This window comes from Micromonospora humi, assembly GCF_900090105.1.
Classification (GTDB): Bacteria; Actinomycetota; Actinomycetes; order Mycobacteriales; family Micromonosporaceae; genus Micromonospora; species Micromonospora humi.
On sequence record NZ_FMDM01000011.1, the window covers coordinates 92,593 to 118,426 of the forward strand.

Annotated in this window: 23 protein-coding genes; 3 read left to right on the plus strand and 20 right to left on the minus strand. The window is 73.5% G+C overall.

Annotated features, from left to right (window positions below):
- Positions 1–1,327 precede the first annotated feature (1,327 nt).
- The 9 genes from GA0070213_RS20755 to GA0070213_RS20795 form a co-directional block, all read right to left on the minus strand.
- Positions 1,328–2,827, minus strand: a complete 1,500-nt coding sequence (locus GA0070213_RS20755) for a replication-associated recombination protein A (protein ID WP_091067195.1) — start codon at positions 2,825–2,827, stop codon at positions 1,328–1,330.
- A 74-nt stretch (positions 2,828–2,901) separates the two neighbouring features.
- A complete protein-coding gene (locus tag GA0070213_RS20760) occupies positions 2,902–3,114 on the minus strand; it encodes a hypothetical protein (protein WP_018785054.1) in 213 nt (70 codons plus the stop codon).
- Between the two features lie 62 nt (positions 3,115–3,176).
- The gene (locus GA0070213_RS20765; protein ID WP_091067198.1) at positions 3,177–3,746 is read right to left on the minus strand and encodes a GNAT family N-acetyltransferase; all 570 of its coding nucleotides are present in this window, start codon (positions 3,744–3,746) and stop codon (positions 3,177–3,179) included.
- 225 nt (positions 3,747–3,971) lie between these two features.
- The gene (locus GA0070213_RS20770; RefSeq protein ID WP_091067202.1) at positions 3,972–5,342 is read right to left on the minus strand and encodes an MFS transporter; all 1,371 of its coding nucleotides are present in this window, start codon (positions 5,340–5,342) and stop codon (positions 3,972–3,974) included.
- Positions 5,339–5,950: an ArsR/SmtB family transcription factor gene (locus tag GA0070213_RS20775; RefSeq protein WP_091067204.1), complete on the minus strand. Its 612-nt coding sequence runs from the start codon at positions 5,948–5,950 to the stop codon at positions 5,339–5,341. The genes GA0070213_RS20770 and GA0070213_RS20775 overlap by 4 nt, the downstream gene beginning before the upstream one ends.
- A 71-nt stretch (positions 5,951–6,021) precedes the next feature.
- Complete coding sequence (locus tag GA0070213_RS20780) at positions 6,022–6,831, minus strand: SDR family oxidoreductase (protein ID WP_091067207.1); 810 nt, start codon at positions 6,829–6,831, stop codon at positions 6,022–6,024.
- Between the two features lie 64 nt (positions 6,832–6,895).
- Positions 6,896–8,701: an aspartate--tRNA ligase gene (aspS, locus tag GA0070213_RS20785; protein ID WP_091067210.1), complete on the minus strand. Its 1,806-nt coding sequence runs from the start codon at positions 8,699–8,701 to the stop codon at positions 6,896–6,898.
- 154 nt (positions 8,702–8,855) lie between these two features.
- A complete protein-coding gene (locus tag GA0070213_RS20790) occupies positions 8,856–9,905 on the minus strand; it encodes a S1 family peptidase (RefSeq protein WP_091067213.1) in 1,050 nt (349 codons plus the stop codon).
- Positions 9,906–10,118: 213 nt separating this feature from the next.
- Complete coding sequence (locus GA0070213_RS20795) at positions 10,119–10,592, minus strand: winged helix-turn-helix transcriptional regulator (RefSeq protein ID WP_091067217.1); 474 nt, start codon at positions 10,590–10,592, stop codon at positions 10,119–10,121.
- 56 nt (positions 10,593–10,648) lie between these two features.
- Here GA0070213_RS20795 and GA0070213_RS20800 point away from each other — a divergent pair, with 56 nt between their 5' ends.
- The gene (locus GA0070213_RS20800) at positions 10,649–11,158 is read left to right on the plus strand and encodes a PaaI family thioesterase (protein ID WP_091067220.1); all 510 of its coding nucleotides are present in this window, start codon (positions 10,649–10,651) and stop codon (positions 11,156–11,158) included.
- A 124-nt stretch (positions 11,159–11,282) separates the two neighbouring features.
- Here GA0070213_RS20800 and GA0070213_RS20805 read toward each other — a convergent pair whose 3' ends face one another.
- Genes GA0070213_RS20805 through GA0070213_RS20815 form a run of 3 tightly spaced genes read right to left on the minus strand, consistent with a single transcriptional unit; the run spans position 11,283 to position 14,359 of the window.
- The gene (locus tag GA0070213_RS20805; protein WP_091067224.1) at positions 11,283–12,218 is read right to left on the minus strand and encodes an acyl-ACP desaturase; all 936 of its coding nucleotides are present in this window, start codon (positions 12,216–12,218) and stop codon (positions 11,283–11,285) included.
- A 51-nt stretch (positions 12,219–12,269) separates the two neighbouring features.
- Positions 12,270–13,604, minus strand: coding sequence for a histidine--tRNA ligase (hisS, locus tag GA0070213_RS20810; protein WP_091067228.1), 1,335 nt, complete (start codon positions 13,602–13,604; stop codon positions 12,270–12,272).
- Positions 13,605–13,645: 41 nt separating this feature from the next.
- Positions 13,646–14,359, minus strand: coding sequence for an MBL fold metallo-hydrolase (locus GA0070213_RS20815; protein ID WP_091067231.1), 714 nt, complete (start codon positions 14,357–14,359; stop codon positions 13,646–13,648).
- Positions 14,360–14,615: 256 nt separating this feature from the next.
- Here GA0070213_RS20815 and GA0070213_RS20820 point away from each other — a divergent pair, with 256 nt between their 5' ends.
- Positions 14,616–15,485, plus strand: coding sequence for a peptidylprolyl isomerase (locus GA0070213_RS20820; protein WP_091067233.1), 870 nt, complete (start codon positions 14,616–14,618; stop codon positions 15,483–15,485).
- Positions 15,486–15,547: 62 nt separating this feature from the next.
- Entirely contained in the window at positions 15,548–16,384 is an 837-nt protein-coding gene (locus GA0070213_RS20825) for a peptidylprolyl isomerase (protein ID WP_091067672.1), read from the plus strand.
- 56 nt (positions 16,385–16,440) lie between these two features.
- On the opposite strand, the gene GA0070213_RS20830 is transcribed toward GA0070213_RS20825, so the two are convergent.
- From GA0070213_RS20830 to ruvC, 8 genes are all read right to left on the minus strand, one after another.
- Entirely contained in the window at positions 16,441–18,882 is a 2,442-nt protein-coding gene (locus tag GA0070213_RS20830) for a RelA/SpoT family protein (protein WP_175441430.1), read from the minus strand.
- 257 nt (positions 18,883–19,139) lie between these two features.
- The gene (locus GA0070213_RS20835) at positions 19,140–19,706 is read right to left on the minus strand and encodes an adenine phosphoribosyltransferase (protein WP_091067242.1); all 567 of its coding nucleotides are present in this window, start codon (positions 19,704–19,706) and stop codon (positions 19,140–19,142) included.
- 97 nt (positions 19,707–19,803) lie between these two features.
- Positions 19,804–20,991, minus strand: coding sequence for a protein translocase subunit SecF (gene secF, locus GA0070213_RS20840; RefSeq protein WP_091067245.1), 1,188 nt, complete (start codon positions 20,989–20,991; stop codon positions 19,804–19,806).
- 1 nt (position 20,992) lies between these two features.
- Positions 20,993–22,924, minus strand: a complete 1,932-nt coding sequence (gene secD, locus GA0070213_RS20845) for a protein translocase subunit SecD (RefSeq protein ID WP_175441423.1) — start codon at positions 22,922–22,924, stop codon at positions 20,993–20,995.
- Positions 22,925–23,148: 224 nt separating this feature from the next.
- The gene (gene yajC, locus GA0070213_RS20850; RefSeq protein WP_091067253.1) at positions 23,149–23,493 is read right to left on the minus strand and encodes a preprotein translocase subunit YajC; all 345 of its coding nucleotides are present in this window, start codon (positions 23,491–23,493) and stop codon (positions 23,149–23,151) included.
- A 138-nt stretch (positions 23,494–23,631) separates the two neighbouring features.
- On the minus strand, positions 23,632–24,696 hold the full coding sequence (gene ruvB, locus GA0070213_RS20855) for a Holliday junction branch migration DNA helicase RuvB (RefSeq protein WP_091067258.1): 1,065 nt from the start codon (positions 24,694–24,696) through the stop codon (positions 23,632–23,634).
- Complete coding sequence (gene ruvA, locus GA0070213_RS20860; RefSeq protein ID WP_091067261.1) at positions 24,693–25,295, minus strand: Holliday junction branch migration protein RuvA; 603 nt, start codon at positions 25,293–25,295, stop codon at positions 24,693–24,695. The genes ruvB and ruvA overlap by 4 nt, the downstream gene beginning before the upstream one ends.
- Positions 25,292–25,822 (minus strand): crossover junction endodeoxyribonuclease RuvC, encoded by a 531-nt coding sequence (gene ruvC / locus GA0070213_RS20865; protein WP_091067263.1) that lies wholly within the window; start codon positions 25,820–25,822, stop codon positions 25,292–25,294. Before ruvC ends, ruvA begins: the two co-directional genes overlap by 4 nt.
- Positions 25,823–25,834: the final 12 nt, after the last annotated feature.

The following is a 25,834-nucleotide window of genomic DNA, read 5'->3' on the forward strand; positions in this document are numbered from 1 at the left end:
GGCCGGTCCGGCTCCGGGGCGGCCCGCCGGCCGACGCCCGGGACGGCTCGGGCGGTGGGTTCGCCCCCGCCGGACGCCGACCGGTGGCCACCGCCGGTCGGCGCGTCGTCCGGCCGTGCGCGGCGACCGGCACCGGAAACCGGCCGTACACCGGCCGGCACGTCGTCGGGACGGGCCCGCCGGCCCCCGGCCACGCCGGGTGGCATGCCGGCCGGCACGTCGTCGGGACGGGCCCGCCGGCCCGCGCCGGAGACCGGCCGGACGGCACCGGAGTCGTCGGGCAGCGGGCGGCGTCCGCCGGAGGCGGGCCGACCCGCGGGACCGGATCCCACCGGGGGCGCCTCAGGTGCCTCCGCGCCGTGCCGGCCCCGGGGGGTGGGTGGGGTCACCACCCGGACGTCGTCACCGTCCCCGGACGGCGGTCGGCCGCCGCCCGGCTCCACCGGTCCGCGGCGTGCGGAGCCCGGACCGGCCGGCGGCGTGGCCCGGGGACCGCCCGGGCGGCCGGGGACCGGGGGTTGCTGGCCGGTGGGGCCGTCCGCGCCCGGCCGGGGCGTCTCGGGCAGGCCCGGCCACGGCCCGTCCACCGGACGACGGGAGGCACCCGCGTCGGGACCAGCCGGCCGGGCGGGCGGCGCCGCGGGCGCGTCCGGACCGCGGCGCGCGCCCGCGGCACGGGGGTCGGGTCGGCCACCGGGGGGTGGCGCGGGCGGGCCGGGACGAACGGCACCGGGGGGAAGGTCCCCGCCGGGACGGCCGGGGCCCGGCTGCGGCCCTGGGCCGGGACGACCGGCCACCGCCGGCATCGTCGCACCGGTGCGACCGGCGGCCCCGGGAGCCGTCGGGTGCGGTCGGCCCGGAGCCTGCGGCGCGGGTCCGGGCGCACCGGCGGCCGGTGGCGGCCCGGAGCGGCCCGCCGCAGCCGGTGGCACCGGCCGGTCCGCTCCGGGGGGCTGCGGCCCCGACCGCCGGGGGCCCGGGGGCTGGGCGCCCGGCCCCGCCGTCACCGGCGGCTGCGGCCCCGCCCGGCCGGGGGGTGAGGGCTGCGCGCCCGGCCGAGCCGTTCCCGGCGGAGGCGCGCCGGGGCCCTGGGGGCGCGGCGCCGGACCGCCCGGGGCGTCGGCGACCGGACCGGGCCCCTCCGGGCCCAGCTCGCCGCGCTGCTGTTTGGCGGTGCGGAGGTCGTCGATCCAGCCGAACTCCTCGCCGGCCGGAGCCGGCTCCGGCTCGGCCTCGGCCCGGCCGCGGCCCCACCGGCGGCCCCTGGCCTTCGGATCGCGCCGCTCGTCGGGGCCGTCCGCCGGCCGCTCCGGACCACGCGCCATCACTACTGACCCCCCTCGGTGGCGTCGCCGCCGCCCTCGCTCGCCCCGCCGACCTGCTCGGTGCCGCCCGCCCGGCCCCCGTTCGCGGCTGCCGGCGCGCCGGCCTCCCCCCGCGTCACCGGTGCCGGCAGCCCCCGCACGATCCGGCGCAGCACCGGTAACCGGGTGGCCACCGCCCGCTCCGCGCCGTGCCCGCTGGGCCGGTAGTAGTCCGTCCCGACGAGATCGTCCGGAGCGTACTGCTGGGTGACCACCCCCCGGTGGTCGTCGTGCGGGTAGCGGTAGCCCGCCCCGTGCCCGAGCCCGCGCGCTCCGGAGTAGTGGGCGTCGCGCAGCCCGCGCGGCACCGGGCCGCCGCGACCGGCACGTACGTCGGCGACGGCCGCGCCGATGGCGCTGGTGGCCGAGTTCGACTTCGGGGCGGTGGCGAGGTGGATCGCCGCCTGGGCCAGGTTGAGCTGCGCCTCGGGCAGGCCCACGTATTCCACCGCGTGCGCCGCGGCGGTGGCCACGGTCAGCGCGGTGGGATCGGCCATGCCGACGTCCTCGCTCGCGAAGATCACCATCCGGCGGGCGATGAACCGGGCGTCCTCGCCGGCGACCAGCATCCGGGCCAGCCAGTGCAGCGCGGCGTCCACGTCCGAACCGCGCATGCTCTTGATGAAGGCGCTGGTGACGTCGTAGTGCGCGTCGCCGTCCCGGTCGTAGCGCACGGCCGCCACGTCGACCGCCTGCTCGGCCACGGCGAGATCGATCCGGTCGGCGCCCGTGGCGCTCGCGGTGGCCGCCGCCGCCTCCAGCGCGGTGAGCGCCTTGCGGACGTCGCCGCCGGCGAGCCGGACGAGGTGGTCCTCCGCCTCCCCGGTGAGGACCAGCGCGCCGTCGAGCCCTCGCTCGTCCGTCACCGCGCGGCGCAGCAGCCCCCGTACGGCGTCGTCGCCGAGCGCCTGGAGCGTGAGCAGCACGCAGCGGGACAGCAGCGGCGAGATGACCGAGAAGTAGGGATTCTCCGTGGTCGCCGCGAGCAGGGTGACCGTGCGGTCCTCGACGGCGGCGAGCAGGGAATCCTGCTGGGTCTTGCTGAACCGGTGCACCTCGTCGATGAAGAGCACGGTCGGCGGCCCGCCGGAGCGGCGCTGCCGCCGCGCGGTCTCGATGACGGCGCGGACGTCCTTCACCCCGGCGGTCAGCGCGGACATCGCCACGAAGCGCCGGTCGGTGGCGCGCGCCACCAGGTGGGCGATGGTGGTCTTGCCGCTGCCGGGCGGGCCCCAGAGGATGACCGACATCGGCGTCGCGCCCTCGACCAGCTGGCGCAGCGGCGCGCCGGGGGCCAGCAGATGGTCCTGGCCGACCAGCTCGTCGATGCCGGCCGGCCGCATCCGGACCGGCAGCGGCGAATCCGCCCGGGTGGCGGTGAACCCGTCGACGCCGCCGGAGCCCGCGGGTGCGCCGGGCGCTCCGGCGGGCTCGCCGAGGGTGAAGAGGGCGTCGGATTCCATCACGAGAACAGTACCGGGCCGGACCGGCGGCGCCGGAATCGCGCCGCCGACCCGACCCGGGTGGTCGTTTCCGGTCAGCCGCGGCCCGGACGGCGACCGCGGTACCAACGGCCGCCCCCACCGCCGCGCGGGCCGGAGCCGACCCCGGCCAGGTAGAGCGAGAGCAGCAGGAAGCCGATCAGCATGAGGGTCGAGGTGCTGAACAAGTCGGGGGCGCCGAGGTCCGTGTTCATGAAATCGAGCAGCAGCGCGAAGCCGAACACGATGGCCGCGAGAATGGCGAGCATGTGGTTCCTCCGGTGGGGGTTCCCAGTAGGTCGGCGACGGATGTACCCGATCGGTCTGTTCGTCAATCTCCACCGTGGAACCGGTCGGTGGCGAGAATCGCGTACCGGGCCGAGTCCCGCCAGACGCCACGAACACGCAGATGGTCGCGGCTCACTCCCTCCGGCCGCAGCCCGGCCTTCTCCAGCACCCGGCGGGAGGCGACGTTGTCGGGCCGCGTGGTGGCCTCCACCCGGTGCAGTCCCACCTGCTCGAACGCCAGGTCCAGCAGCAGCCGGGTGATCTCCGTTCCGAGGCCGGCGCCCTGGTGCGCGGTCCGCACCGCGTAGCCGATCTCACCGCGCCGGTGTTCCACCGACGTCACGGAGAGCCCGCCGAGGCCGACCAGCCGGTCACCGTCGACCGCGGCCAACCGGTACTCCGGGCGCGGCTCGCCGGCGGCCGTCTTCCGCCACGCCGGCAGCGCGGCGCGGACCGCCTCCGGGGTGGGCGTCTCGTCGTCCAGCAGGCCCTCGGCCACGGCGGGTTCGGTCAGGAAGGCGTGCAGGACGGGCGCGTCGGCGTCGGTCCACTCGCGCAGCGCGCACCGGGGGCCGGACAGGTGGACCGTCCGGACGGAGCGGATCGGGGTCATGACTCTCCTCCTGGCGGCAAACGGCGTGTGACTGGTTGGTGACCCGGTAAGGGCTCCACCGGCGGTGCGGCCCGACGGCGGCCGCCGGGTGAGCGTGGGGTTGCCGACAAACGTGATGTCACGGATGGATCGACGCTGCCCGCGCCAGCTCCCGGGGTTGACTCATTCGTGCCATCAGGTTTGTAGCCTCCGGCGACCCCGTCGCCCGGTGCCGCGCGGGATCCGTCAAGCGGACCGGCCGCCGGCACCGGCGGCTGACGCCGACGCCGGAGCGGCCACCGGAGGCGGGCCGGCGGGACTCCCGGCGGGACCGGTCGGGAGGACCGGGCCCACGCCGGACTCCGCCGGCCCCGACCGCGCGGCGACCCGGCCGGCCCGCCAGGCCGGCAGGTAGAGCGGCGCGGCCACGGCCAGCATCACGGCGCCGACCAGCATGGCGGTGCCGACGCTCGTGGCGTCCGCCAGCGCGGTCAGCACCACCGCGCCGAGCGCGCCGGCCGGCTGGGCCATCATCGAGTTCAGCGACAGCACGCTGGTCCGGTACGGGCCGTCGACCTGCCGGTGCAGCAGCCCCATGTGCAGCGGGTTCGACGCGCCGTGCACGGCGTAGCAGGCCAGGTAGGCGATCAGCACGCCGATCGGGCCGGCGAGCAGGCCCATGCCGACCACTGTGACGCCCTGGAGCACCCGCATCAGCGCGGCGGCCGGCGCGGCGCCGAGGCGGCGCAGCAGGAACGGTGTGAGCGCGGCGCCGGCCGCGTTGGCCAGCCATGCCGCGGTGCCGGCGGGGCCGAGCAGGGCCGCCGCCCGGTCGGCGTCACCGACCACCTCGGACAGCCGCACCGGCAGCAGCGATTCGAAGGTGACCATGCCGAAGCCCCAGAACAGCTCGACCGAGACCAGCGCGAGCAGCACCCGGTTGCGGCGCAGCAGCCCGACGGCCTGGCCGACCATCCGGGGTGCCTGCACCATCGAGGCGCGCAGCGCGGCCGGGCCGGAGGCGGGCCGCTGCTCGGTCATCAGCAGCAGCAGCGCCACGATCGAGACCGCCTGGAACACCACCGCGACCAGCACCGGCAGGGTCAGCGCGCTGACCGGCCCGACCGGGCCGAGCGCGACCAGACCGCCGCCCAGCAGCGCGCCGGCGCCGATGGCGACACCGATGACGGTGCCGGCCCAGCCCAGGCCCCGCTCGTACTCGGCGTCCGGGTCGGCGGCGAGGGTGGCGTCGACGTACCAGGACTCCAGGGGGCCGCTGTCGAGGGCCCGGTAGACGCCCTGCAACGCCCAGACCAGGAAGAACATCCAGAACGAGTCGGCCACCGCCATCAGCGCCAGCGAGGCCAGGGCGACCGCCCAGGCGACCAGCAGCACCGGCTTGCGGCCGAGCGCGTCGGCGAACCCGCCGGTGGGCAGCTCCAGCGCCAGCACCACCAGGCCCTGCGCGGTGGCGACCAGGCCGATCTGGGACAGCGACAGGCCGCGCTCCTGCATGAGCAGGATCATCACGGTCATCAGCAGGCCGCTGGGCAGCCAGCGCAGGCCGTAGAGCGTGAGATAGCGGAACCGGACCTGGCGTACGGACAGCGTGCTCACGGCTTCTCCTCGGCGGGTGGCAGGACCGGGCTCAGCGGGAAGGCGGCGAGGTAGAGCTGCACCAGCTCGCCGTCGGGGTCGTCGGGGTCGGTCTCGTCGCGGTGGCGCTCGAGGAGCGCGAACACCTCCGCCTTGATCGCCTCCAGGCGGGCGGCCGGGATGCGCATGAAGAAGTCGCCCATGCCGAACGCGTCGCGCCAGGCCGGCGACCACTCGTGCCGCCGGGCGGCCCACCGTTCGGCGTGGTGGCTGAAGAAGCGGATGTAGTCCGCCTCGATCCACTCGATGGCGGCGCGGGCGTCCGGGTCGTCGTCGTAGTCGCTGGCCTCCCACTGGGTGACCTCGTGCGCGGCGCGCCAGTAGCGCTGCCGGCCGGTGCCCAGGTCGGGGTCCTCGACGACCATGCCGACCTCGGCGAGCTGGCGCAGGTGGTAGCTGGTCGCGCCGGTGTTGGTGTCGAGCAGCTCGGCCAGCCGGGTGGCGGTGGACGGCCCGTTCACCCGCAGCGCGCCGACCAGGCGCATCCGCAGCGGATGCGCCAGCACCCGCACCTGCTGGTGGTCGAGGCGGACCCGGCGCGGCTCGGGACGGGTCGGTTCACTCTCCATGCGGTGCACAATATCTGTGCACACTACCTGTGCACAAGACCCGTGCAAAGAAACTGTGCAACCGGTGAGGCTCAGCCGAACAGCTCGGCGACGCCGCGCAGGCGGGTCCGGAGCAGGCCGGCCGCCCGGGTCGAGTCGAGGCGTACCTCGATCGGGCGGAACAGGCCCGCGGCGACGGTGGTGGTGGTCTGCAGCCCGGCCGGGTCGACGCCGAGCCGGCGGGCCAGCAGCCGCCCGAGGTCGGCGCGGCTGGCCTCGTCCGGGCCGGCCACGTTGAGCGGACCGGCCAGCTCGGTGGGCAGCAGTTCCAGGACCGCCGCGGCCAGGTCGGCGACGTCGACCGGGCAGCGGATCTCGTCGCTGAACAGGGTGGCCCGGCCGACGAGCGCGTCCCGGCAGCGCTGGATCTGCTTGCTCCCCTCCCCCAGGATCAGCGAGGTCCGCACCAGCAGCGCGCCCGGGTCGACCGCCCGCACCGCCGTCTCGGCCGCCGCCTTCGCCGCCCCGTACGGGTACACCGGCGTGGGCGCCTCGGCGTCGGCGTACGGCTCGGGCCGCCCGGCGTGCACCGCGTCACTGGACAGGTGCACCAACCGCGCGCCCACCTCGGCGGCGGCGGACGCCACGTGGGCCGCCCCGTCGGCGGTGACCGCCCAGTCGTCGAAGCGGTACGGGGTGCTGACCACGGCGTCGGGGCGTACCCCGGTCAGCAGCGCGCGCACCGCGGCGCGGTCGGTCACGTCGAGCCGGCGCGGCGCGACGCCGGGCACCGCGACGGCGGCCGAGTGGTGCGTGCCGACCACCCGGTGCCCGGCGGCGACCGCCTGCCGGCACACCTCGGCGCCGAGAAAGCCGCTGGCACCCACCACGAGCAGGTTCATCCGTCCCCCTGATGATCGAAAAGGCCCGCGTCATCATGACGCGGGCCCATCGACGACGCGAGGATCAGGTCGGGTCGGCCACCGGCGCGGCCGGGCCGGCGGTGCCGGCGTGCGGGGCGGCCGGCGCCTTCGGCTTGGCGTCGATGCCGGCCTCGGCGCGCTGCTGCCCGGTGATCGGGGTCGGCGCGCCGGTCAGCGGGTCGAAGCCGCCACGGGTCTTCGGGAACGCGATCACCTCGCGGATCGAGTCCGCGCCGGCCAGCAGCATGCAGACCCGGTCCCAGCCGAACGCGATGCCGCCGTGCGGCGGGGCGCCGTACTTGAACGCCTCCAGCAGGAAGCCGAACTTGTCCTGCGCCTCGTCCGGGGTGATGCCGAGCAGGTCGAACACCCGCTGCTGCACGTCGCCCCGGTGGATACGGATCGAGCCGCCGCCGATCTCGTTGCCGTTGCAGACGATGTCGTACGCGTAGGCCAGCGCCCGGTCCGGCGCCTCCTCGAACCGGTCCACCCACTCGGCGTTCGGCGAGGTGAACGGGTGGTGCACGGCCGTCCAGCCGCCCTCGTCCGTCTTCTCGAACATCGGCGCGTCGACCACCCAGCAGAACGCCCAGGCGCTCTCGTCGACCAGCCCGGCCCGCTTGGCGATCTCGATCCGGGCCGCGCCGAGCAGCTCCTGCGCCTCCCGGGTGTTCGTGCTCGCGGCGAAGAAGACCGCGTCGCCGGGCTTCGCGCCGACCGCGTCGGCCAGCCCGCCCAGGTGCTCCTCGGACAGGTTCTTCGCCACCGGGCCGCGCGCCTCGCCGGTCTCCGCGTCGAGGACCACGTACGCCAGGCCGCGCGCGCCGCGCGCCTTGGCCCAGTCCTGCCAGCCGTCCAGCTCCTTGCGGGTCTGGCCCGCGCCACCCGGCATGACCACCGCGCCGACGTAGCCGCCCGCGTCGATCGCGCCGGCGAACACCCGGAACGCGGTGCCGCGCAGGTAGTCGGTCAGCTCGGTCAGCTCCACGCCGTAGCGCAGGTCCGGCTTGTCGGAGCCGTAGCGGGCCATCGCGTCGTGCCAGGTGATACGCGGAATCGGCCGGCTGATCTCGTGCCCGGCCAGGTCCTTCCAGAGCGAGGCGACGATCGCCTCGCCGAGGTCGATCACGTCGTCCTCGGTGACGAACGACATCTCGATGTCGAGCTGGGTGAACTCCGGCTGCCGGTCGGCGCGGAAGTCCTCGTCCCGGTAGCAGCGGGCGATCTGGTAGTAGCGCTCCATGCCGCCCACCATGAGCAGCTGCTTGAACAGCTGCGGCGACTGCGGCAGCGCGTACCAGCTGCCCGGCTGCAGGCGCACCGGGACCAGGAAGTCGCGCGCGCCCTCCGGGGTGGAGCGGGTGAGCGTGGGCGTCTCGATCTCCAGGAAGTCCCGCTCGTGCAGCACCGTGCGGGCGAGCTGGTTGGCCCGCGAGCGCAGCCGCATCGCCTTCGCCGGGCCGCCCCGGCGCAGGTCCAGGTAGCGGTACTTGAGCCGGATGTCGTCGCCGGCCTCCACCTGGTCGTCCACCGGCAGCGGCAGCGGCGCGGCCTCGGAGAGCACGTCCAGCGCGGTGGCGGTCACCTCGACCTCGCCGGTCGGCAGCTCGGGGTTCTCGTTGCCCTCGGGGCGGCGGGTCACCTCGCCGGTGACCTTGACGCAGAACTCGTTGCGCAGCGCGTGCGCGTCCTCCTCGCGGAAGACCACCTGCACGACGCCGGAGGCGTCGCGCAGGTCGACGAAGATGACACCGCCGTGGTCGCGCCGGCGGGCCACCCACCCGGCGAGCGTCACCGTCGAGCCGGCGTCCGCGGCGCGCAGGCTTCCGGCATTGTGGGTACGGATCACGGCTGGCGACTCCTCATCTGTCCACGACTGCTCCCCGCATTCTGTCAGGGCGGGCCGGCCGGCTCCCCGGCACCCGTCGAGGCGTACCCGTCGGGCGGCCCGCACACGCGGAACGGGCCGCCGGTCACCCGGCGGCCCGCTCGTGGGGTACGGATCAGAAGACGCTCACGCCGTAGACGCTGAGCGGCTCGGTGACCGGCTGGAAGTAGGTGGTGCCGCCGGAGGAGCAGTTGCCGCTGCCGCCGGAGGTGAGGCCGAGCGCGGTGGTGCCGGAGAACAGCGAGCCGCCGCTGTCGCCACCCTCGGCGCAGACGTTGGTGCGGATCAGGCCGGAGACGCTGCCCTCGGCGTAGTTGACCGTCGCGTTGGTGGCCGAGACGGAGCCGCTGCGCAGGCCGGTGGTGCTGCCCGACCGCCGGACCGACTGGCCCACGTAGGCGTTGCCGGCCGAGGTGATGTCCTGGTAGCTGCCGTTGTAGAGGTAGACGTTGCCGGCCGCGTTGGCCGAGTTGCTGTGCCGGACGATGCCGTAGTCGTTGCCCGGGAAGCTGGTGCCGGCCCGGGTGCCCAGCACGGAGGTCTGGCCGGAGTTCGAGTACCAGGTCGAGCCGAGGTTGGTGCAGTGCCCGGCGGTGAGGAAGTAGTAGGTCGAGCCGCTGCGCACGTTGAAGCCGAGCGAGCAGCGGTAGCCGCCGGTGTAGATGGCCTGGCCGCCGGAGATCCGGGTGGTCAGCGTGCCGGCCTCGGCCTCGATCCGGACCGCGCCGCCGGTGCGGGCGGCCGCGGCCTTGACCCGCTCCAGCTTGGCGCCGGTGACGGTGCTGTCGACCGAGACGACGACCTGGTTGGTCGCCGCGTCGGTCCACCAGGCGGTGCCCGGGATCTTGGCGGAGCGCTCCAGCTCGCTGGTGGCGGCCTTGAGCTGGTTGGCGCCGCGGGTGACGAGCTTCGGGACGGCGCCGGCGGCGTGCACCTGGCGGGCGGCCGCGGTGTCGGTCACCGTGACGACCATCTTGCCGCTGGCGTCGGCGTACGTGCCGGCGGCGCGGTCGCCGAGCTTGGCGACCAGGCCGGCGGCGGCGTCGGGTGAGGCGGGCGACGCGGGGGCGGCCTGGGCGGGTGCGCCGAGCAGGGAACCGGTGACCAGGGTACCGGCCACGGCGACGGCGGCGGCGCGACGGAGCGTGGACCTCGTGGGTCGCATGTAACAACCTCCGAACGGGGGTGAACGGGCGTCGTCATGGGAAAACGCCCGAGGGCAACCCGGGCGACCTGGGGAAACCGTCCGGGCTGACCAAAGTATTCACATATTTAAGATCGTAAGCAAGACATGCGTTTGCCCGGATTCGCACCGCCACCGGATGTAACACCTGAGCAACAAGATCGTCACCGGGTGTCAGAGCTTGAACCGGCCCGCTCAGGCGCGACGGCGGGCGCCCGGCCCGGGCCGCGGCACCACGTCACGGGGCGCCGTCACGTCGTGCCCCTCGGCGCAGCGCAACGCCACCCGCACCTCGGCGCCGCAGTCGCGGTGCGTCACGGCGAGCGGGGCACCCTCCGGGTCGGCGAGATGGCGGTCGCCCCAGCCGAGCAGCGCGACCAGCACCGGCCACAGGTCCAGGCCCATCTCGGTGAGCCGGTACTCGTGCCGCGGCCGACTGCCCGGCTCCCGGTACGGCTCCCGCCGCAGCACCCCGCGCTCCACGAGCATCGACAGCCGGTTGGTCAGCACCTGGCGCGGTACGCCGGTGCGCACCCGCATGTCGTCGAAGCGACGCACGCCGCTGAACACCTCGCGGAGCACGACCACGGTCCAGCGCTCGCCGAGGATCTCCATCGCGCGCCCGATCGTGCAGTTCTCCACCGACCAGTCCAGTGCCGCGGGCCTCATGCCGACCAGGCTAGGTCTGATTGACAGACTCAGCAACGCGCTGGGAGGCTGGGTCCATGACTGAGACGCAGGAGCGCAGCCGCACCTTCACCTGGTCCGACCCGGTCGCCGGCGCCGCCCACCTCGGCCGGCGCAGCGGACTGGACCTGATGCGCGCGATGATCGCGGGCGAGCTGGCCGCCCCGCCGATCACCAGCCTGATGGACATCGCCCGGATGGAGGCCGACGAGGGCCGGGTCGTGGTCGAGCTACTGCCGCAGGAGTTCCACTACAACCCGCTCGGCACGGTGCACGGCGGCGTCCTGTCCACGCTCCTGGACACCGCCGCCGGCTGCGCGGTGCACACCACGCTGCCGGCCGGCGTCGGCTACACCTCGCTCGACCTGAGCGTGAAGTTCCTGCGCCCGGTCACCGTGGCCAGCGGCACCCTGCGCTGCGAGGGCACCGTGCTGCAACGCGGCCGTCGTACCGCCCTGGCCGAGGCCCGCCTCACCGACCCGGCAAACCGCCTGGTCGCCCACGCCACCTCCACCTGCCTCCTGTTCCCCCTCAACCTCCCCACCTGACCCCGAACCGCCCTCCCTCCCCTCCTACGCCGCGATCTTGCACTTTCGGCCCCCCGGATGTCCGGATCACGTCTTTTGCCGGGGCAGTAAGTGCAAGATCGCCGGGGTGGGGGTGGGGGTGGGGTCAGCGGGCTGTGGTCAGGCGGGCGGCTCGGGCGGCGCGGCGCTCCTCGAAGCGGGACGCCTGGGTGTCCAGGGTGTCCAGGTGGGCGGCGATCTGGTCGCGGGCGGTCTCGCCGTCGGCGGTCAGGCCGGTCACCTCGAACAGGTTCCACTGGCGCAGCACCGGCAGCACCACCTCGTCCCGGTGCTGGCGCAGGTCGTAGATGCCGGCCAGGGCGATCGCCACCGACTTGCGGGCGAAGCCGTCGATGCCGACCCCCGGCATCTGGAAGTCGGCGAGCACGTCGGCGACCGCCCGCATGGCCTGGCTCGGGGCCAGCTCGAACGCCGCGGCGAGCAGGTTGCGGTAGAAGACCATGTGCAGGTTCTCGTCCGCCGCCACCCGGGCCAGCAGCGCCTCACAGGCCGGGTCACCGGTGGCCCGGCCGGTGTTGCGGTGCGAGATTCGGGTGGCCAACTCCTGGAACGACACGTACGCCAGCGAGTGCAGCACCTCGTCGTCGTGGACGTTGTGGTAGCCGGCGGACATGTGCACCATCCGGGCCCGCTCCAGCGCCACCGGGTCGACCGCCCGGGTCACGGTGAGGTAGTCGCGGATCGCGGTGCCGTGCCGGCCCTCCTCGGCGGTCCACCGGTGCACCCAGGTGCCCCACGCGCCGTCGCGCCCGAACAGCGTGGCGATCTCGTGGTGGTAGGAGGGCAGGTTGTCCTCGGTGAGCAGGTTGACGATCAGCGCCGTGCGCGCCACGTCGGGGATCGTGGAGTCGGTCTCCGACCACGCCTCGCCGCCGAGCGGGCCGTCGAACGTGCGCCCGGCGCTCCACGGCACGTACTCGTGCGGGAACCACTCCTTCGCCAGCGACAGGTGCCGGTCGAGGTTCTTCTCGACCACGGGCTCGAGTTCGACGAGCAGGGCGGTCTGGCTGAGCACGGTCACGACGTTCTCCCTACGGTGGCGTAACTTACGCCACCGTAGGTCGAATCGTCGTCAGGCGCCAGTGCCGGCGACCAGCGGCGCCAGGTCCGCCCGGGGCGGCGTCCACTCGCCCGCCGCCGCGGCCACCTGCTCCCCCGACCGGATGTCCTTCACCTCGTCGCCGTCCGCGCCGGGGAACCAGACGTACGGGATGCCGCGCCGCTCGGCGTACCGGATCTGCTTGCCGAACTTCGCCGCGGACGGCGACACCTCGGTCGGCACGCCCCGCGAGCGCAACGCCGCCGCGACCGCGTCGCTGGCCGCGCGGTCCTCCTCGGCGGTGACGGCGACCAGCACACAGGTCGGCACCGACCGGGACACCGACAGCGCCTCCGCGCCGAAGAGCAGGCCGAGCATCCGGGTCACCCCGATCGAGATGCCCACCCCGGGGAACCGGACGGTGCCGGAGCTGGCCAGGTTGTCGTAGCGGCCGCCGGAGCAGATCGAGCCGAACCGCTCGTAGCCCACCATCTGCGTCTCGTAGACGGTGCCGGTGTAGTAGTCCAGCCCCCGGGCGATGCGCAGGTCGGCGACGCAGAGGCCGGGCGCGTGCGCCGCGGCGGTCTCCACCACCGCGGTCAACTCCGCGACGCCCTCGTCGAGCAGCGGGTCGCTCACCCCGAGGGCCCGTACCGCGTCGGCGAAGGACGCGTCCGGCGCGGAGATCTCGGCCAGCGCCAGGCACGCCTTGGCCTGCGCCTCGCTCGCCCCGGCGGTCTCGGCCAGCAACTCGGCCACCTTCGCCGGCCCGATCTTGTCGAGCTTGTCCACCGCGCGCAGCGCCGCCTCCGGGTCGGTCAGCCCGATGCCCCGGTAGAAGCCCTCGCAGATCTTGCGGTTGTTGACCTGGATGCGGACCGGCGGGATGGGCAGCGCGCGCAGCGCGTCGCCGATCACCAGCGGCATCTCGGCCTCGTAGTGCGCCGGCAACGTGTCCCGGTCCACGATGTCGATGTCGGCCTGGAGGAACTCCCGGTAGCGGCCCTCCTGCGGGCGCTCCCCCCGCCAGACCTTCTGGATCTGGTAGCGGCGGAACGGGAACTGCAGCTTGCCGGCGTTCTCCAGCACGTAGCGGGCGAACGGCACGGTCAGGTCGAAGTGCAGGCCGAGCGCGTCGTCGCCGGCCGGCCCGTCGGCGTCGGCCTGCAACCGGCGCAGCAGGTAGACCTCCTTCGAGGTCTCCCCCTTGCGCAGCAACTGGTCCAGCGGCTCGACCGACCGGGTCTCCAGCGGCGCGAAGCCGTACAGCTCGAACGTGGCGCGGATCCGGTCCAGCACGGACTGCTCGATCATCCGCTGTGCCGGCGTCCACTCGGGGAAGCCGGAGATGGGCGTGGGCTTGCTCATGGCGTACTCCTTGCGATCCCGCGCCGGGCGCGGGTGCGGGTCTAGAGGCCTCGGGTGGGCGCGGCCGGGCGCGCGGAATCCGCCACCTCGACGAGGTAGGGGTTGCTCGCGCGCTCGCGGCCGATGGTGGTCGCGGGGCCGTGGCCGGGCAGGACGACGGTGTCGTCGGCCAGCGGGAGGACCTTCTCCCGGAGGCTGGCCAGCATGCGGGGCATGCTGCCGCCCGGCAGGTCGGTGCGGCCGATCGAGCCGGCGAACAGCACGTCACCGGAGAGACAGACCTGGTCGGCCTCCCAGGGCGAGCCGGCGCCGGGCATCCGGAACAGCACCGACCCGCCGGTATGGCCCGGGGCGTGGTCGACGGTGATCTCCAACCCGGCGAGCGACAGCGTCGCGCCGTCGGTCAGCTCGGCCACGTCGTCCGGCTCGGCGTAGGGCAGCCGCCCGCCGAAGAGCGCGGTGAGGTCCATCGAGAGCGCCTTGGACGGGTCGGCCAGCAGCTCCCGGTCCTCCGGGTGGACGTAGGCCGCGATGCCCCGCGCGCCGCACACCGGCGCGACCGAGAAGGTGTGGTCGAGGTGGCCGTGGGTGAGCAGCACCGCGGCCGGGTGCAGGCGATGCTCGGCGAGCACGGCGTCGAGCCGGTCGAGCACCCCGATGCCGGGGTCGACCACCACGCACTGCTCCCCCGGCCCGGTCGCCACCACGTAGCAGTTGGTGCCGAAGGCGTCCGCGGGAAAGCCCGCCACGAGCACGTCCGTCCCCTCTCCGTCCGGTCGTCGTCCTCGCCCAGCAGCCTAGTCGTACCGGCGAGCCGGTTTCGCCCGCACCGACCCACCGGCCCCAGCCGGCCCAGTGACAACATCCGATAAGCGCAGGCGGGACCTCGTACACCACATTCACAGTCCGTACCCGTACACTCTGGCGGGCGTGTGGCGTGGCGCACCCCGACTCCGGCGGCGGGCAGCGCCCGGACGCCGGCGACGATCAGGCAGAGGAAGAGGAGCACCTGTGGCTTCCAGCAGGGACCGGCAGCGCAAACTGGCACGCGCCAAGCTCGACCGGCAGCTCGCCCGGCGGGCCGCGGCCACGAAGCGTCGCCGGCAGATCCAGGCCGGTGTGGGCGCCGCGGTGGTGCTGGCGCTGATCGTGGCCGGCTCGGCCTGGGCGCTCGGCGCGTTCGACTCGGAGCCGAAGAAGCAGGCCGCCGAGGACACCTGCCTCTGGACGCCGCAGGACGGCGCCGCGAACACCAACCTCAAGGACGTCGGCACCCCGGCCACCAAGGACCTGCCCACCTCGGGCACCCGACCGATGACGGTCACCACCAACCAGGGCGGGCCGATCACCGTCGACCTGGACCTGAGCGCCGCCCCCTGCGGCGGCGCGAGCCTCGCCCACCTGGCGAGCCGGTCGTTCTACGACGGCACCAAGTGCCACGAGATCACCACCGAGGGCGCGCTGCGTTGCGGCGACCCGAGCGGCACCGGCGTCGGCGGCCCGACCTACTCGTTCTACGACGAGAACGTGCCCGACGCGACCGAGCCCAGCCCGTCGGCCTCGCCGGCCCCGGGGCAGCCGCCGGCGTACCCGAAGGGCACGGTCGCCATGATCGGCAATCCGCCCGGCAGCAACGGCAGCCAGTTCCTGATCTTCTTCAAGGACTTCAACCCGGCCAAGCCGGCCTACAGCGTGGTCGGCAAGGTCACCGGCGGGCTGGACGTGGTGGAGAAGATCGGCGCCCTGCCGACCGTGGACAACGGCGGCGGCGTCAAGGTCAAGCCGAAGACGGATGTGGTGATCCAGAGCCTGACCGTCGGCGAGCCGAAGGCCGCCGCGGGCGCGACCAGCGCGCCGGCGAGCAGCCCCAGCGCCGGTTGATCCACCGTTGACTCGGCGGCGCGCGGCGCCGCCCCCCGATAAGCAGCAGGTGAGGAGTGAGCGTGACGTCCACGAGAGACCGCCAGCGGGCGGCGGCGCGGGCCCGGCTCGAGCGGGAGATGGCCGAGCGGTCCGGCAGGGCCCGCAAGCGCCGGCAGACGCAGGCGATCGTCGGTGCCGCGGCCGTGCTGGTGCTCGTCGTGGCCGGCACCGTCTGGCTCGCCACGTCGCTCGGCGACGACGACGACCAGAAGCAGACCGGCACCGCCGCCGGGAACGCCCAGTGCGCCTACACCGAGGTGCCCAAGGAGGGCCGCCCGGCGCAGATCAAGGACGTCGGGCTGCCGCCGACGCAGCAGGCGAACAAGGGCAGCCAGACGATGACGATCGACACCAACCTGGGCCCCATCACCGCCAAGCTCGACCGGGCCGCGGTGCCCTGCACCGCCGGCAGCTTCACCCACCTGGCCAGCAAGGGCTTCTTCGACAACACCAAGTGCCACCGACTGGTCACCGAGGGCATCAAGGTGCTGCAGTGCGGCGACCCGAGCGCCACCGGCAAGGGCTGGCGGGACACCGACGGCACGGGCGGGCCGAGCTACAACCTGGCCGAGGAGAACCTGCCGACCAACAAGCGGCCGCCGTACCCGGAGGGCGTCATCGCGATGGCCAACTCCGGCCAGCCCGGCAGCACCGGCAGCCAGTTCTTCATCGTGTACGGCGACTCCCAGCTCGACCCGAACTACACCGTGCTGGGCACCATCACCGGCGGCATGGACGTGGTGAAGCAGGTCGCCGCGGCCGGTGACGACGGCGCCTTCGCGAAGCAGGCCGGCGGCGGTCACCCGAAGAAGGAGATCGTCATGACCAAGGTGACGATGAGCGACATCCAGGGCTGACCCGATTCACTGAGAAACGCCCGCCGGATCAACCGGCGGGCGTTTCTCGTGTGCGCTCAGGCGCCCGAGGTGACCCGGTACGCGTCGAAGACGCCGTCGACCTTGCGCACCGCGGCCAGCAGGTGCCCGAGGTGCTTCGGGTCGGCCATCTCGAAGCTGAACCGGCTGACCGCCACCCGGTCCCGGGTGGTGGTCACGGTCGCGGAGAGGATGTTCACCCGCTCCTCGGAGAGCACCCGGGTGACGTCGGCGAGCAGCTTGTGCCGGTCCAGCGCCTCCACCTGGATGGCGACCAGGAACGTGGACGCCGACGTCAGCTTCCAGCTCACCTCGACCACCCGCTCGGGCTGCGCCCGCAGGTCCTCGGCGTTGGCGCAGTCGTCGCGGTGCACGCTGACCCCGCCGGAGCGGGTCACGAAGCCGAACACCGAGTCCGGCGGCACCGGCGTGCAGCAGCGGGCCAGCTTGATCCAGACGTCGCTGACGCCCCGGACCACCACGCCCGGGTCGGCGCTGCTCTGCCGGCTGCGCGGCGGCCGGGTGGCCACGGCGGTCTCGGCGATGTCCTCCGCCGCGCCCTCCTCGCCGCCGTAGGAGGCCATCAGCTTCTGCACCACCGACTGCGCGGAGACCTGGCTGTCGCCGACCGCCGCGTAGAGCGAGGCCACGTCGGCGAGGTGCAGGTCCCGGGCGATCGCCATCAGCGCGTCCGAGGTGAGCATCCGCTGCAACGGCATGCCCTGCTTGCGCATCGCCTTGACGATCGCGTCCTTGCCGGCCTCGATCGCCTCCTCGCGGCGCTCCTTGTTGAAGTATTGCCGGATCTTGGTGCGGGCGCGCGGGCTCTTGACGAAGCCCAACCAGTCCTGCGTCGGGCCGGCCGTGTCGGACTTCGACGTGAAGATCTCGATCACGTCGCCGTTGGACAACGTCGACTCCAACGGCACCAGCTTGCCGTTGACCCGCGCCCCGATGCACTTGTGCCCGACCTCGGTGTGCACCGCGTACGCGAAGTCCACCGGGGTCGACCCGGTCGGCAGCGGGATGACGTCGCCCTTGGGGGTGAAGACGTACACCTCCTGACTGGACAGGTCGAAGCGCAGCGCGTCCAGGAACTCGCTCGGGTCGGCCGCCTCGCGCTGCCAGTCCAGCAGCTGCCGCAGCCAGGTCATCTCGTCGATGTGCGCCGGCGGGCCCACCACCTGGGTGCCCTTGTGCTCCTTGTACTTCCAGTGCGCGGCGATGCCGAACTCGGCGGTGCGGTGCATCGCGTAGGTGCGGATCTGCATCTCCACCGGCTTGCCGGTGGGCCCGATGACCGTCGTGTGCAACGACTGGTACATGTTGAACTTGGGCATGGCGATGTAGTCCTTGAACCGGCCCGGCACCGGCTGCCAGTTGGCGTGGATGACGCCCAACGCCGCGTAGCAGTCGCGCACCGTGTCGACCAGGATCCGCACCCCGACCAGGTCGTAGATGTCGTTGAAGTCGCGCCCCCGCACGATCATCTTCTGGTAGATCGAGTAGAGGTGCTTCGGCCGCCCGGTGGTCTCCGCCTTGATCTTGGCGGCCTTCAGGTCCGTCTGCACCTTCTGGGTCACCTGACGCAACAGCGCCTCACGCTGCGGCTGGTGCTCCCCGATCAGCCGGTTGATCTCCTCGAACCGCTTCGGGAACAACGTGCCGAAGGCCAGATCCTCCAGCTCCCACTTGATCGTGTTCATACCGAGGCGGTGCGCCAGCGGGGCGAGGATCTCCAGCGTCTCCTTGGCCTTCTGCTCCTGCTTGGGGCGGGGCAGGAAGGTCAGCGTCCGCATGTTGTGCAGCCGGTCGGCCAGCTTGATCACCAGGACCCGGGGGTCCTTCGCCATCGCCACGACCATCTTGCGGATCGTCTCCGCCTTGGCGGCGTCGCCCAGCTTGACCTTGTCGAGCTTGGTCACGCCGTCGACCAGCAGCGCGACCTCACCGCCGAAGTCGGCGCGCATCGCGTCGAGGGTGTATTCGGTGTCCTCGATCGTGTCGTGCAGCAGCGCCGCCACCAGCGTGGTGGTGTCCATGCCGAGGTTGCCGAGGATGGTCGCCACCGCGAGCGGGTGGGTGATGTAGGGGTCGCCGGACTTGCGATATTGCCCCGAGTGCCAGCGCGCGGCCGTGTCGAAGGCGCGCTGGAGCAGCCGGGCGTCGGCCTTGGGATGGGCGTCACGGTGCGACGCGATCAACGGCTCCAGCACCTCGCTGACCTGCGAGGTCTGCCAGGGAGCGTTGAACCGGGCCAGCCGGGCGCGCACCCGTCGGCCGGTGGGCGCGTTGGAGAGGGCGAAGCCGCCGCTGGACGTGGGGTCACCGTCGGTCGGGAACGGCACCACGACCGCGCCGCCGTCGGCCGTCGCGTCCGGCGTGCCGTCGGTGGCGCCGGTCGCCCGGGCCGGCGGGTTGCCGCTGTGCTCGGTCACCGAGCCGTCCGCGTCGCCTGTCGGGTGCACCGTGCCCTCCACCGGAGGGACGACATCGTGGGACACCGGCCTCCTCACCGTTCGCCGGGATGCGCCGGCCGTCCGGCCGACGTCTGGTCCAACCGACCCGGGGGCCGGTGTTGTTCCGCGCCGGTCACCGGGGCTGCGCCCCCGGCGGCCTCCGCCGCCGGTGGACGGTCGCCCGCCGGGTCAGGCAAAGGGCAATGCTACCCGCCCGGAGGGTACGCCACCGCTCCGCCGGACGGTCGGTGCCGGCGGGCCGGACCGACGGACGGGGCTCAAACGGTCAACAGGGCATGGACCGGGCGCGGCGCGAGGCGCTCACGCCCCTTGAGGAAGCCCAGCTCCAGCAGGACGGTGAACCCGGAGACCGTGCCGCCGGCCCGCTCCACCAGGTCGAGCGTGGCCTCGGCCGTGCCACCCGTGGCGAGCACGTCGTCGAGCACCAGCACCCGGTGGCCGGCGGTGAACGCGTCCTGGTGCACCTCCAGCGTCGCCTCGCCGTACTCCAGGGCGTAGGAGGCCGAGTGGGTCGCGCGGGGCAGCTTGCCGGCCTTGCGCACCGGCACCACCCCGACGCCGGTGGCGTAGGCCACCGCCGCCGCGAGCACGAACCCGCGCGCCTCGATGCCGGCGACCACGTCGAAGGACTCCGGCCCGTGGAACGCGATGATCCCGTCGATCACCTCGCGGAACGCGACGCCGTCGGCGAAGAGCGGCATCAGGTCCTTGAACAGGACCCCCGGCTTGGGGAAGTCCGGCACGTCCAGGATCCGGCTGGCGACCAGCTGGGCGGCCTCCGGGCCGCTGTCTCCCCGTACGCCGGTGGTGTGGGTCTCCGTCATGGTGCGTCCCATGTCCTCTCGAAACGACGACGGCGTCCGTCACGCCGTGGCAACAGCATGACGGACGCCGTCGGGTCGATTCCGTCCGGGCCGGTGGTCAGCGGCGCTTCGCGCCGCCCGGCCGGTTGCCCCCGCCACCACCGGGGCGACCGCCCCGGGCGCCGCTGGGACGCTTGCCGGTCGGCCGGGCGCCGACCTTCGGGGCGACGCCGGCGAGCGCCGCGTCCGGGTCGACCGGCTGGTCGCCGGTCGGCGCGGGCCGCGGGGCGCCCTTCGGGGTGACCTCACCGCGGGCGACGGCCGCCCGGCGGGAGAGCACCCGCTTGTTGTGCGCGCTGATCCGCGGGTCCTGGTTCTTCAGCAGCACCAGCAGCGGGGTGGCCAGCAGGATCGAGGTCAGGAACGCGACCGCCATGCCGACGAAGAGCACCAGGCCGAGGTCCTTCAGGGTGCCCGCGCCGAGCAGCCCGGCGCCGATGAAGAGCAGGCCGCCGACCGGGAGCAGCGCCACCACGGAGGTGTTCAACGAACGCATGAGGCTCTGATTGAGGGCCAGGTTGGACGCCTCGCCGTAGGTCAGGTTGTTGTTCGCGGTGATGCCGCGCGTGTTCTCCTGCACCTTGTCGAAGACCACCACCACGTCGTAGAGCGCGAAGCCCAGGATGGTGAGGAAGCCGATGATCGTCGACGGGGTGACCTCGAAGCCGACGAGCGAGTAGATGCCGGAGGTGAGGACCAGGTTGGTGAGCAGCGAGACGATCGCGGCGACCGCCATCCGCCACTCGAAGCGCAGCACCAGGTAGATCGACACCACGGCGAGGAAGATCAGCAGGCCGAGGAACGCCCGGGAGGTGACCTGGCTGCCCCACGCCTCGGAGACCTGGCTGCCGCTGATCTGGTCGGCCTGGATGCCGAACTCCTGCGCCATCGCGGTCTTGGCCGCGTTGGCCTGCTCCTGGCTCAGCTGCCCGGTGCGCATCTCGTAGGTCTCGCCGCCGGCCCCGCCGACCTTCTGCGCGGTGACCACCTCGACGCCGGGCGCCTCCTTGGCGAGCGCGTCGTCGACGACCGTCTCGGCCCGGTCCAGCGTGCCGACGCTGGCCGGCACCTGGAACGAGTTGCCGCCGGCGAACTCGATGCCGAGCTTGAAGCCGTTGAACGCGAAGCTCAGCACCGCGATCAGCACCAGCGCGCCGGCGACGCCGAACCACAGCTTGCGCTTGCCGACGATGTTGAGATCGGCCTCGCCACGGTAGAGCCGGGCGGCCAGACCACTCTTAGCCATCTCAGGCCTCCTTGACGCGCGGGTTGCGGGCGGTGCCCGACTCGGCCGACCGGGCCGGCAGCGCCCGGCCCAGACCGCTGACCCGCGGGGACAGGAACGCCCGGGTACGGGCGAACATCGTCATGATCGGGTGGCGGAAGAGGAACACGACAACCAGGTCCAGCACGGTCGCCAGGCCGAGCGCGAAGGCGAAGCCCTTCACCGCGCCGACCGACACGATGTAGAGCACCACGGCCGACATCAGCGTGATGGCGTTCGCCGAGATGATCGTCCGGCGGGCCCGGATCCAGGCCCGCGGCACCGCGCTGCGCGGGCTGCGACCCTCGCGGATCTCGTCCTTGAGCCGTTCGAAGTAGATGACGAACGAGTCCGCCGCCACACCGAGCGAGACGATCATCCCGGCGATGCCGGCGAGGGTGAGCGTGAAGCCGATCGACCGGCCGAGCACCACCAGTGCGCCGAAGACCAGCAGCGCGGAGAGCACCAGGCTGAGGAAGATGACCGAGCCGAGCAGCCGGTAGTAGAAGAACGAGTAGATGATGACCAGCAGCATGCCGATGCCGGCCGCGAGCAGACCCGCCTTGAGGTGGCTGTCGCCCAGCGTCGCGGTGACGTTCTGGCTCTCCTGCGGCTCGAACGTCACCGGCAGCGCGCCGTAGCGGAGCTGGCTGGCGAGCGCGTTCGCCGACTTGTTGTCGAAGCTGCCGGTGATCTGCGAGTCACCGGTCAGCACGCCCTGGATCTCCGGCGAGGAGACGATCTTGTTGTCCAGCACCACGGCGACCCGGCACTTGCCGTCCTGCCCGAGCGCGGTCTGGTCGCAGGCCTGACCCTCGTTGTTGAACGACTCGCGGGTCAGCGCGGTCCACTTCTCCTGGCCGCCGCCGGTGAAGTTGAGGCTCACCACCCAGGAACTGGTCTGGTCGAGCTGGGCGGAGGCGTTCTTGACGTCGGTGCCCTCGACCTTGGCCACGTCGAGCAGGTTCTTCGCGCCGGCCTCGCAGGCCACCGCCTTCTGCTTCGGGTCCTTGATCGAGCCGGCCGGCCGCTTGTCGAGCTGGGCGCAGGTGATGGTCGGGACGTTGAACTGCATCTCGGGCGTCAGCACCGCGATCTCCTGCGGGGAGAGCGTGCCGAACGGCTTGAGCTTGTCGGCCAGCGACGGGTCGGCGGTGAGGTCCGCCGGGGCCTGCAGGCCGGAGGCGGCGGCCCAGGCGGCCGCGCCCACCTTCTGCTGCACGGCCTGGCGCTGCTGCTCGATGCTCTGCGGCACCGGCTCGGCGCTGGCGCTCGGACTCGGCGCGGCGGCGCTCGGCGAGGCCGACGGGGTCGGCGTGGCGCTGGCGCTCGGCGCCGGGGCCATCCCACCCTGCCCGCCGGCGCTCGGCGACGCGGTGACCTTGGCGCTCGCGCTGGCCTTCGGCGACGCGCTGCCGGACGGCTTCGGCGAGGCGCTGCCCGACGGCTTGACGCTGCCCGGCGGCGCGGCGGAGACGCTGGGGCTCGGCGCCGGCGCGGCGGCGGCGCCGCTGCCGTCGGCGGCCTTGAGCACCTTGCGGAAGCGCAGCTCGGCAGCCTCGCCGACGTCGGTCAGGTCGCGGTTCTGGCCGGGCAGGGAGATGACGATGTTGCGGTTGCCCTCGGTGACCACCTCCGCCTCGGCCACACCGTAGGCGTTGACCCGGCTCTCGATGATCTGCCGCGCCTCTTCGAGGTTCTCGGCGGTCGGCGGCTTGCCGTCCACCGTGTTGGTGGCCTCGAGCGTCATCCGGGTGCCGCCGATGAGGTCCAGGCCGAGCCGGGGCTCCAGCCGGTCCTTCCAGCCACCGCTGGCGCCGCCCGAGAAGAACACCAAAAGATAGAGGACGACGAAGATGAACCCGAGCACGGCGAGCTGCCGTCCGGGGCGCATCTGTCCCTGAGGTGGTGCCACGGCTGTCCTGTCTCCCTGTACGGTCGCGCCGCTTCCACGGCGGCGACAACTGTCGGGCCGGGGGTGTCCGCCCGACTGCTCCGGCTTGGCCGACCCGGTCACCGGCACGCCGACCCGGACGCGGCGCGGGGGCGCCGCGCGGGCCTGGCCGCGCGCCGGCGTCGGACGCCGACCCAACTATCCACTTGTGGGGGTGTTTCCGCTGCCCCCTCGGGGGCAAGTGGTCACTCCTTGACCGACTCGGCTTCCTCGCTGATGGTCTCCGCCTCGGGCGCCTCGGCCCGCTTGACCACCCGGGCCACGGCGGGGCGCGCGTACCGGGTCTGCACACCCGGCGCCACCTCGAGCAGGACCGTGTCGTCCTCGACCACGGTGACCGTGCCGTGCAGGCCGCCGATGGTGACCACCTCGTCGCCTGGGGCGAGGGCGGACTGCATCTGCTCCGCCTCGCGACGGCGCTTCTGCTGCGGACGGATCATCATGAAGTACATGACGACGAAGAGCAGAGCGATCATGAGGATCGGCGTCAGACCGCCGGCTCCCCCGCCACTCGCTGCTGCGTAAAGCACGGTGTCGACCTTCCGGTTGGCCTCCGCCGGCCCCGGGGGGCGCCGCAGCGGAAGCGGATTCTCACGTCCTGTACAGACCGCGGCGAAGTCTAGTCCCTGCTCCTGGGAAGACCGAATGCGGCACAGATCACGAACGGATCACGGCCGATCGGTCTGCGTCGAGAACAGATCGGGCCCCGGAGGGGCATCCACACCAAATGTACCATTCGGGGGATTGCGGCCCAGATGGTGCCAGGCGGCCTCGGTGGCCACCCGCCCCCGGGGCGTCCGCGCGAGCAGCCCGGCCCGGACCAGGAACGGCTCGCAGACCTCCTCGACCGTGTCCGGCTGCTCCCCCACCGCCACCGCCAGGGTGGAGACCCCGACCGGACCGCCCCGGAACGAGTCGACGAGCGCCTTGAGCACCGCCCGGTCGAGCCGGTCCAGGCCCAGCGCGTCCACGTCGTAGACCGTGAGCGCGGCCCGCGCCGTCTCCAGGTTGACCTCACCGTCGGCGCGCACCTCGGCGTAGTCGCGGACCCGGCGCAGCAGCCGGTTGGCGATCCGGGGCGTGCCCCGGGAACGGCCGGCGACCTCCGCCGCGCCCTCCGGCGTGATCGGCACGCCGAGGATCCGGGCGGAGCGGTGCAGCAGCGTCTCCAGGTCGGCCGGGGAGTAGAAGTCGAGGTGCGCGACGAAACCGAACCGGTCGCGCATCGGCCCGGTCAGCAGGCCGGACCGGGTGGTGGCGCCGACGAGCGTGAACGGCTCCACGTCGAGCGGGATGGCGGTCGCGCCCGGGCCCTTGCCCACCACCACGTCCACCCGGAAGTCCTCCATCGCGCTGTAGAGCAGCTCCTCGGCCGGCTTGGCGATCCGGTGGATCTCGTCGATGAAGAGCACGTCGCCCTCGGCCAGGCTGGTCAGGATCGCGGCCAGGTCGCCGGAGCGCTCGATCGCCGGCCCACTGGTCACCCGGATCCCGGTGCCCAGCTCCGCGGCCACGATGTTGGCCAAGGTCGTCTTCCCGAGGCCGGGCGGCCCCGACAGGAGGATGTGGTCCGGCGGGGAGCCACGCCGCATCGCGCCCTGCAACAGCAGGTCGAGCTGGTCGCGGACCCGGTGCTGGGCGATGAACTCACCGAGCCGCTTCGGCCGGACGCTGGCCTCCGCGTCCAGCTCGGCGTCGCTGACGTACGCCGAGACCAGGTTGTCGTTGCTCATCTGGTGCGGCCCAGGAGGCGGATCGCCTGCTTGAGCAGGACCGGCACCGGCGGGGTATCCCCGTCGACGGTCTCGGCGACCGCGACCACCGCCTGCTCCGCCTGGGCGGCCGACCAGCCGAGCCCGACCAGGGCCTGACGCACCTGGTCCGGCCAGCCGCCCCCGGTCACCCCGCCCGCGTCGTCCGGGCCGATCGCGACCGGACCGACCCGGTCCCGCAGCTCCAGCACGAGCCGCTCGGCGCCCTTCTTGCCGATGCCCGGCACCCGGGTCAGCGCGGCGGTGTCGGCGTTGGCGATGGCCTTGCGGACGGCGTCCGGGGTGTGCACGGCGAGCACCGCCTGGGCCAGCCGGGGACCGACCCCGCTGGCGGTCTGCAGCAGCTCGAAGAGCTGCTTGGCGTCGTCGTCGGCGAAGCCGTAGAGGGTGAGCGAGTCCTCCCGGACCACCAGGCTGGTGGCGAGCCGGGCCGGCTGGCCGACCCGCAGGTCGGCGATGGTGCCGGGGGCGCACTGCACGGCGAGGCCGATGCCGCCCACCTCCACCACGGCGTGGTCCGGACCGGTAGCGGTCACCGTGCCGCGCACACTCGCGATCATCGTCGCGCCCCTCCTCGTCGAGCCTGGTCGGCCGCCGCGGCCAGCTTGGACCGGGTGCCGCCGCGCCAGACGTGGCAGATGGCCAACGCCAGCGCGTCGGCGGCGTCGGCCGGCTTCGGCGGCTCCGCCAGGCGCAGCAGCCGGGTGACCATGGTGGTCATCTGCTTCTTGTCCGCCTGGCCGGAGCCGGTCACCGCCGCCTTCACCTCGCTCGGCGTGTAGGTCGTCACCGGCAGCCCGGCGCGCGCGCCGGCCAGCACCGCCACGCCGCTGGCCTGGGCGGTGCCCATCACGGTACGCACGTTGTGCTGGCTGAACACGCGCTCCACCGCGACCGCGTCCGGCCGGTGCTCGGCGACCAGGTCGGTCAGTGAGCGGTCCAGGTGCAGCAGGCGCAGCGGCAGCTCGTCGGCGGGATCGGTGTAGACGACGTAGTAGGCGACCAGGGTGCAGGGGCGGCCCGGCACGCCCTCGACCACGCCGACCCCGCACCGGGTCAGCCCCGGGTCGACGCCCAGCACGCGCACGCCGCCTCCTCC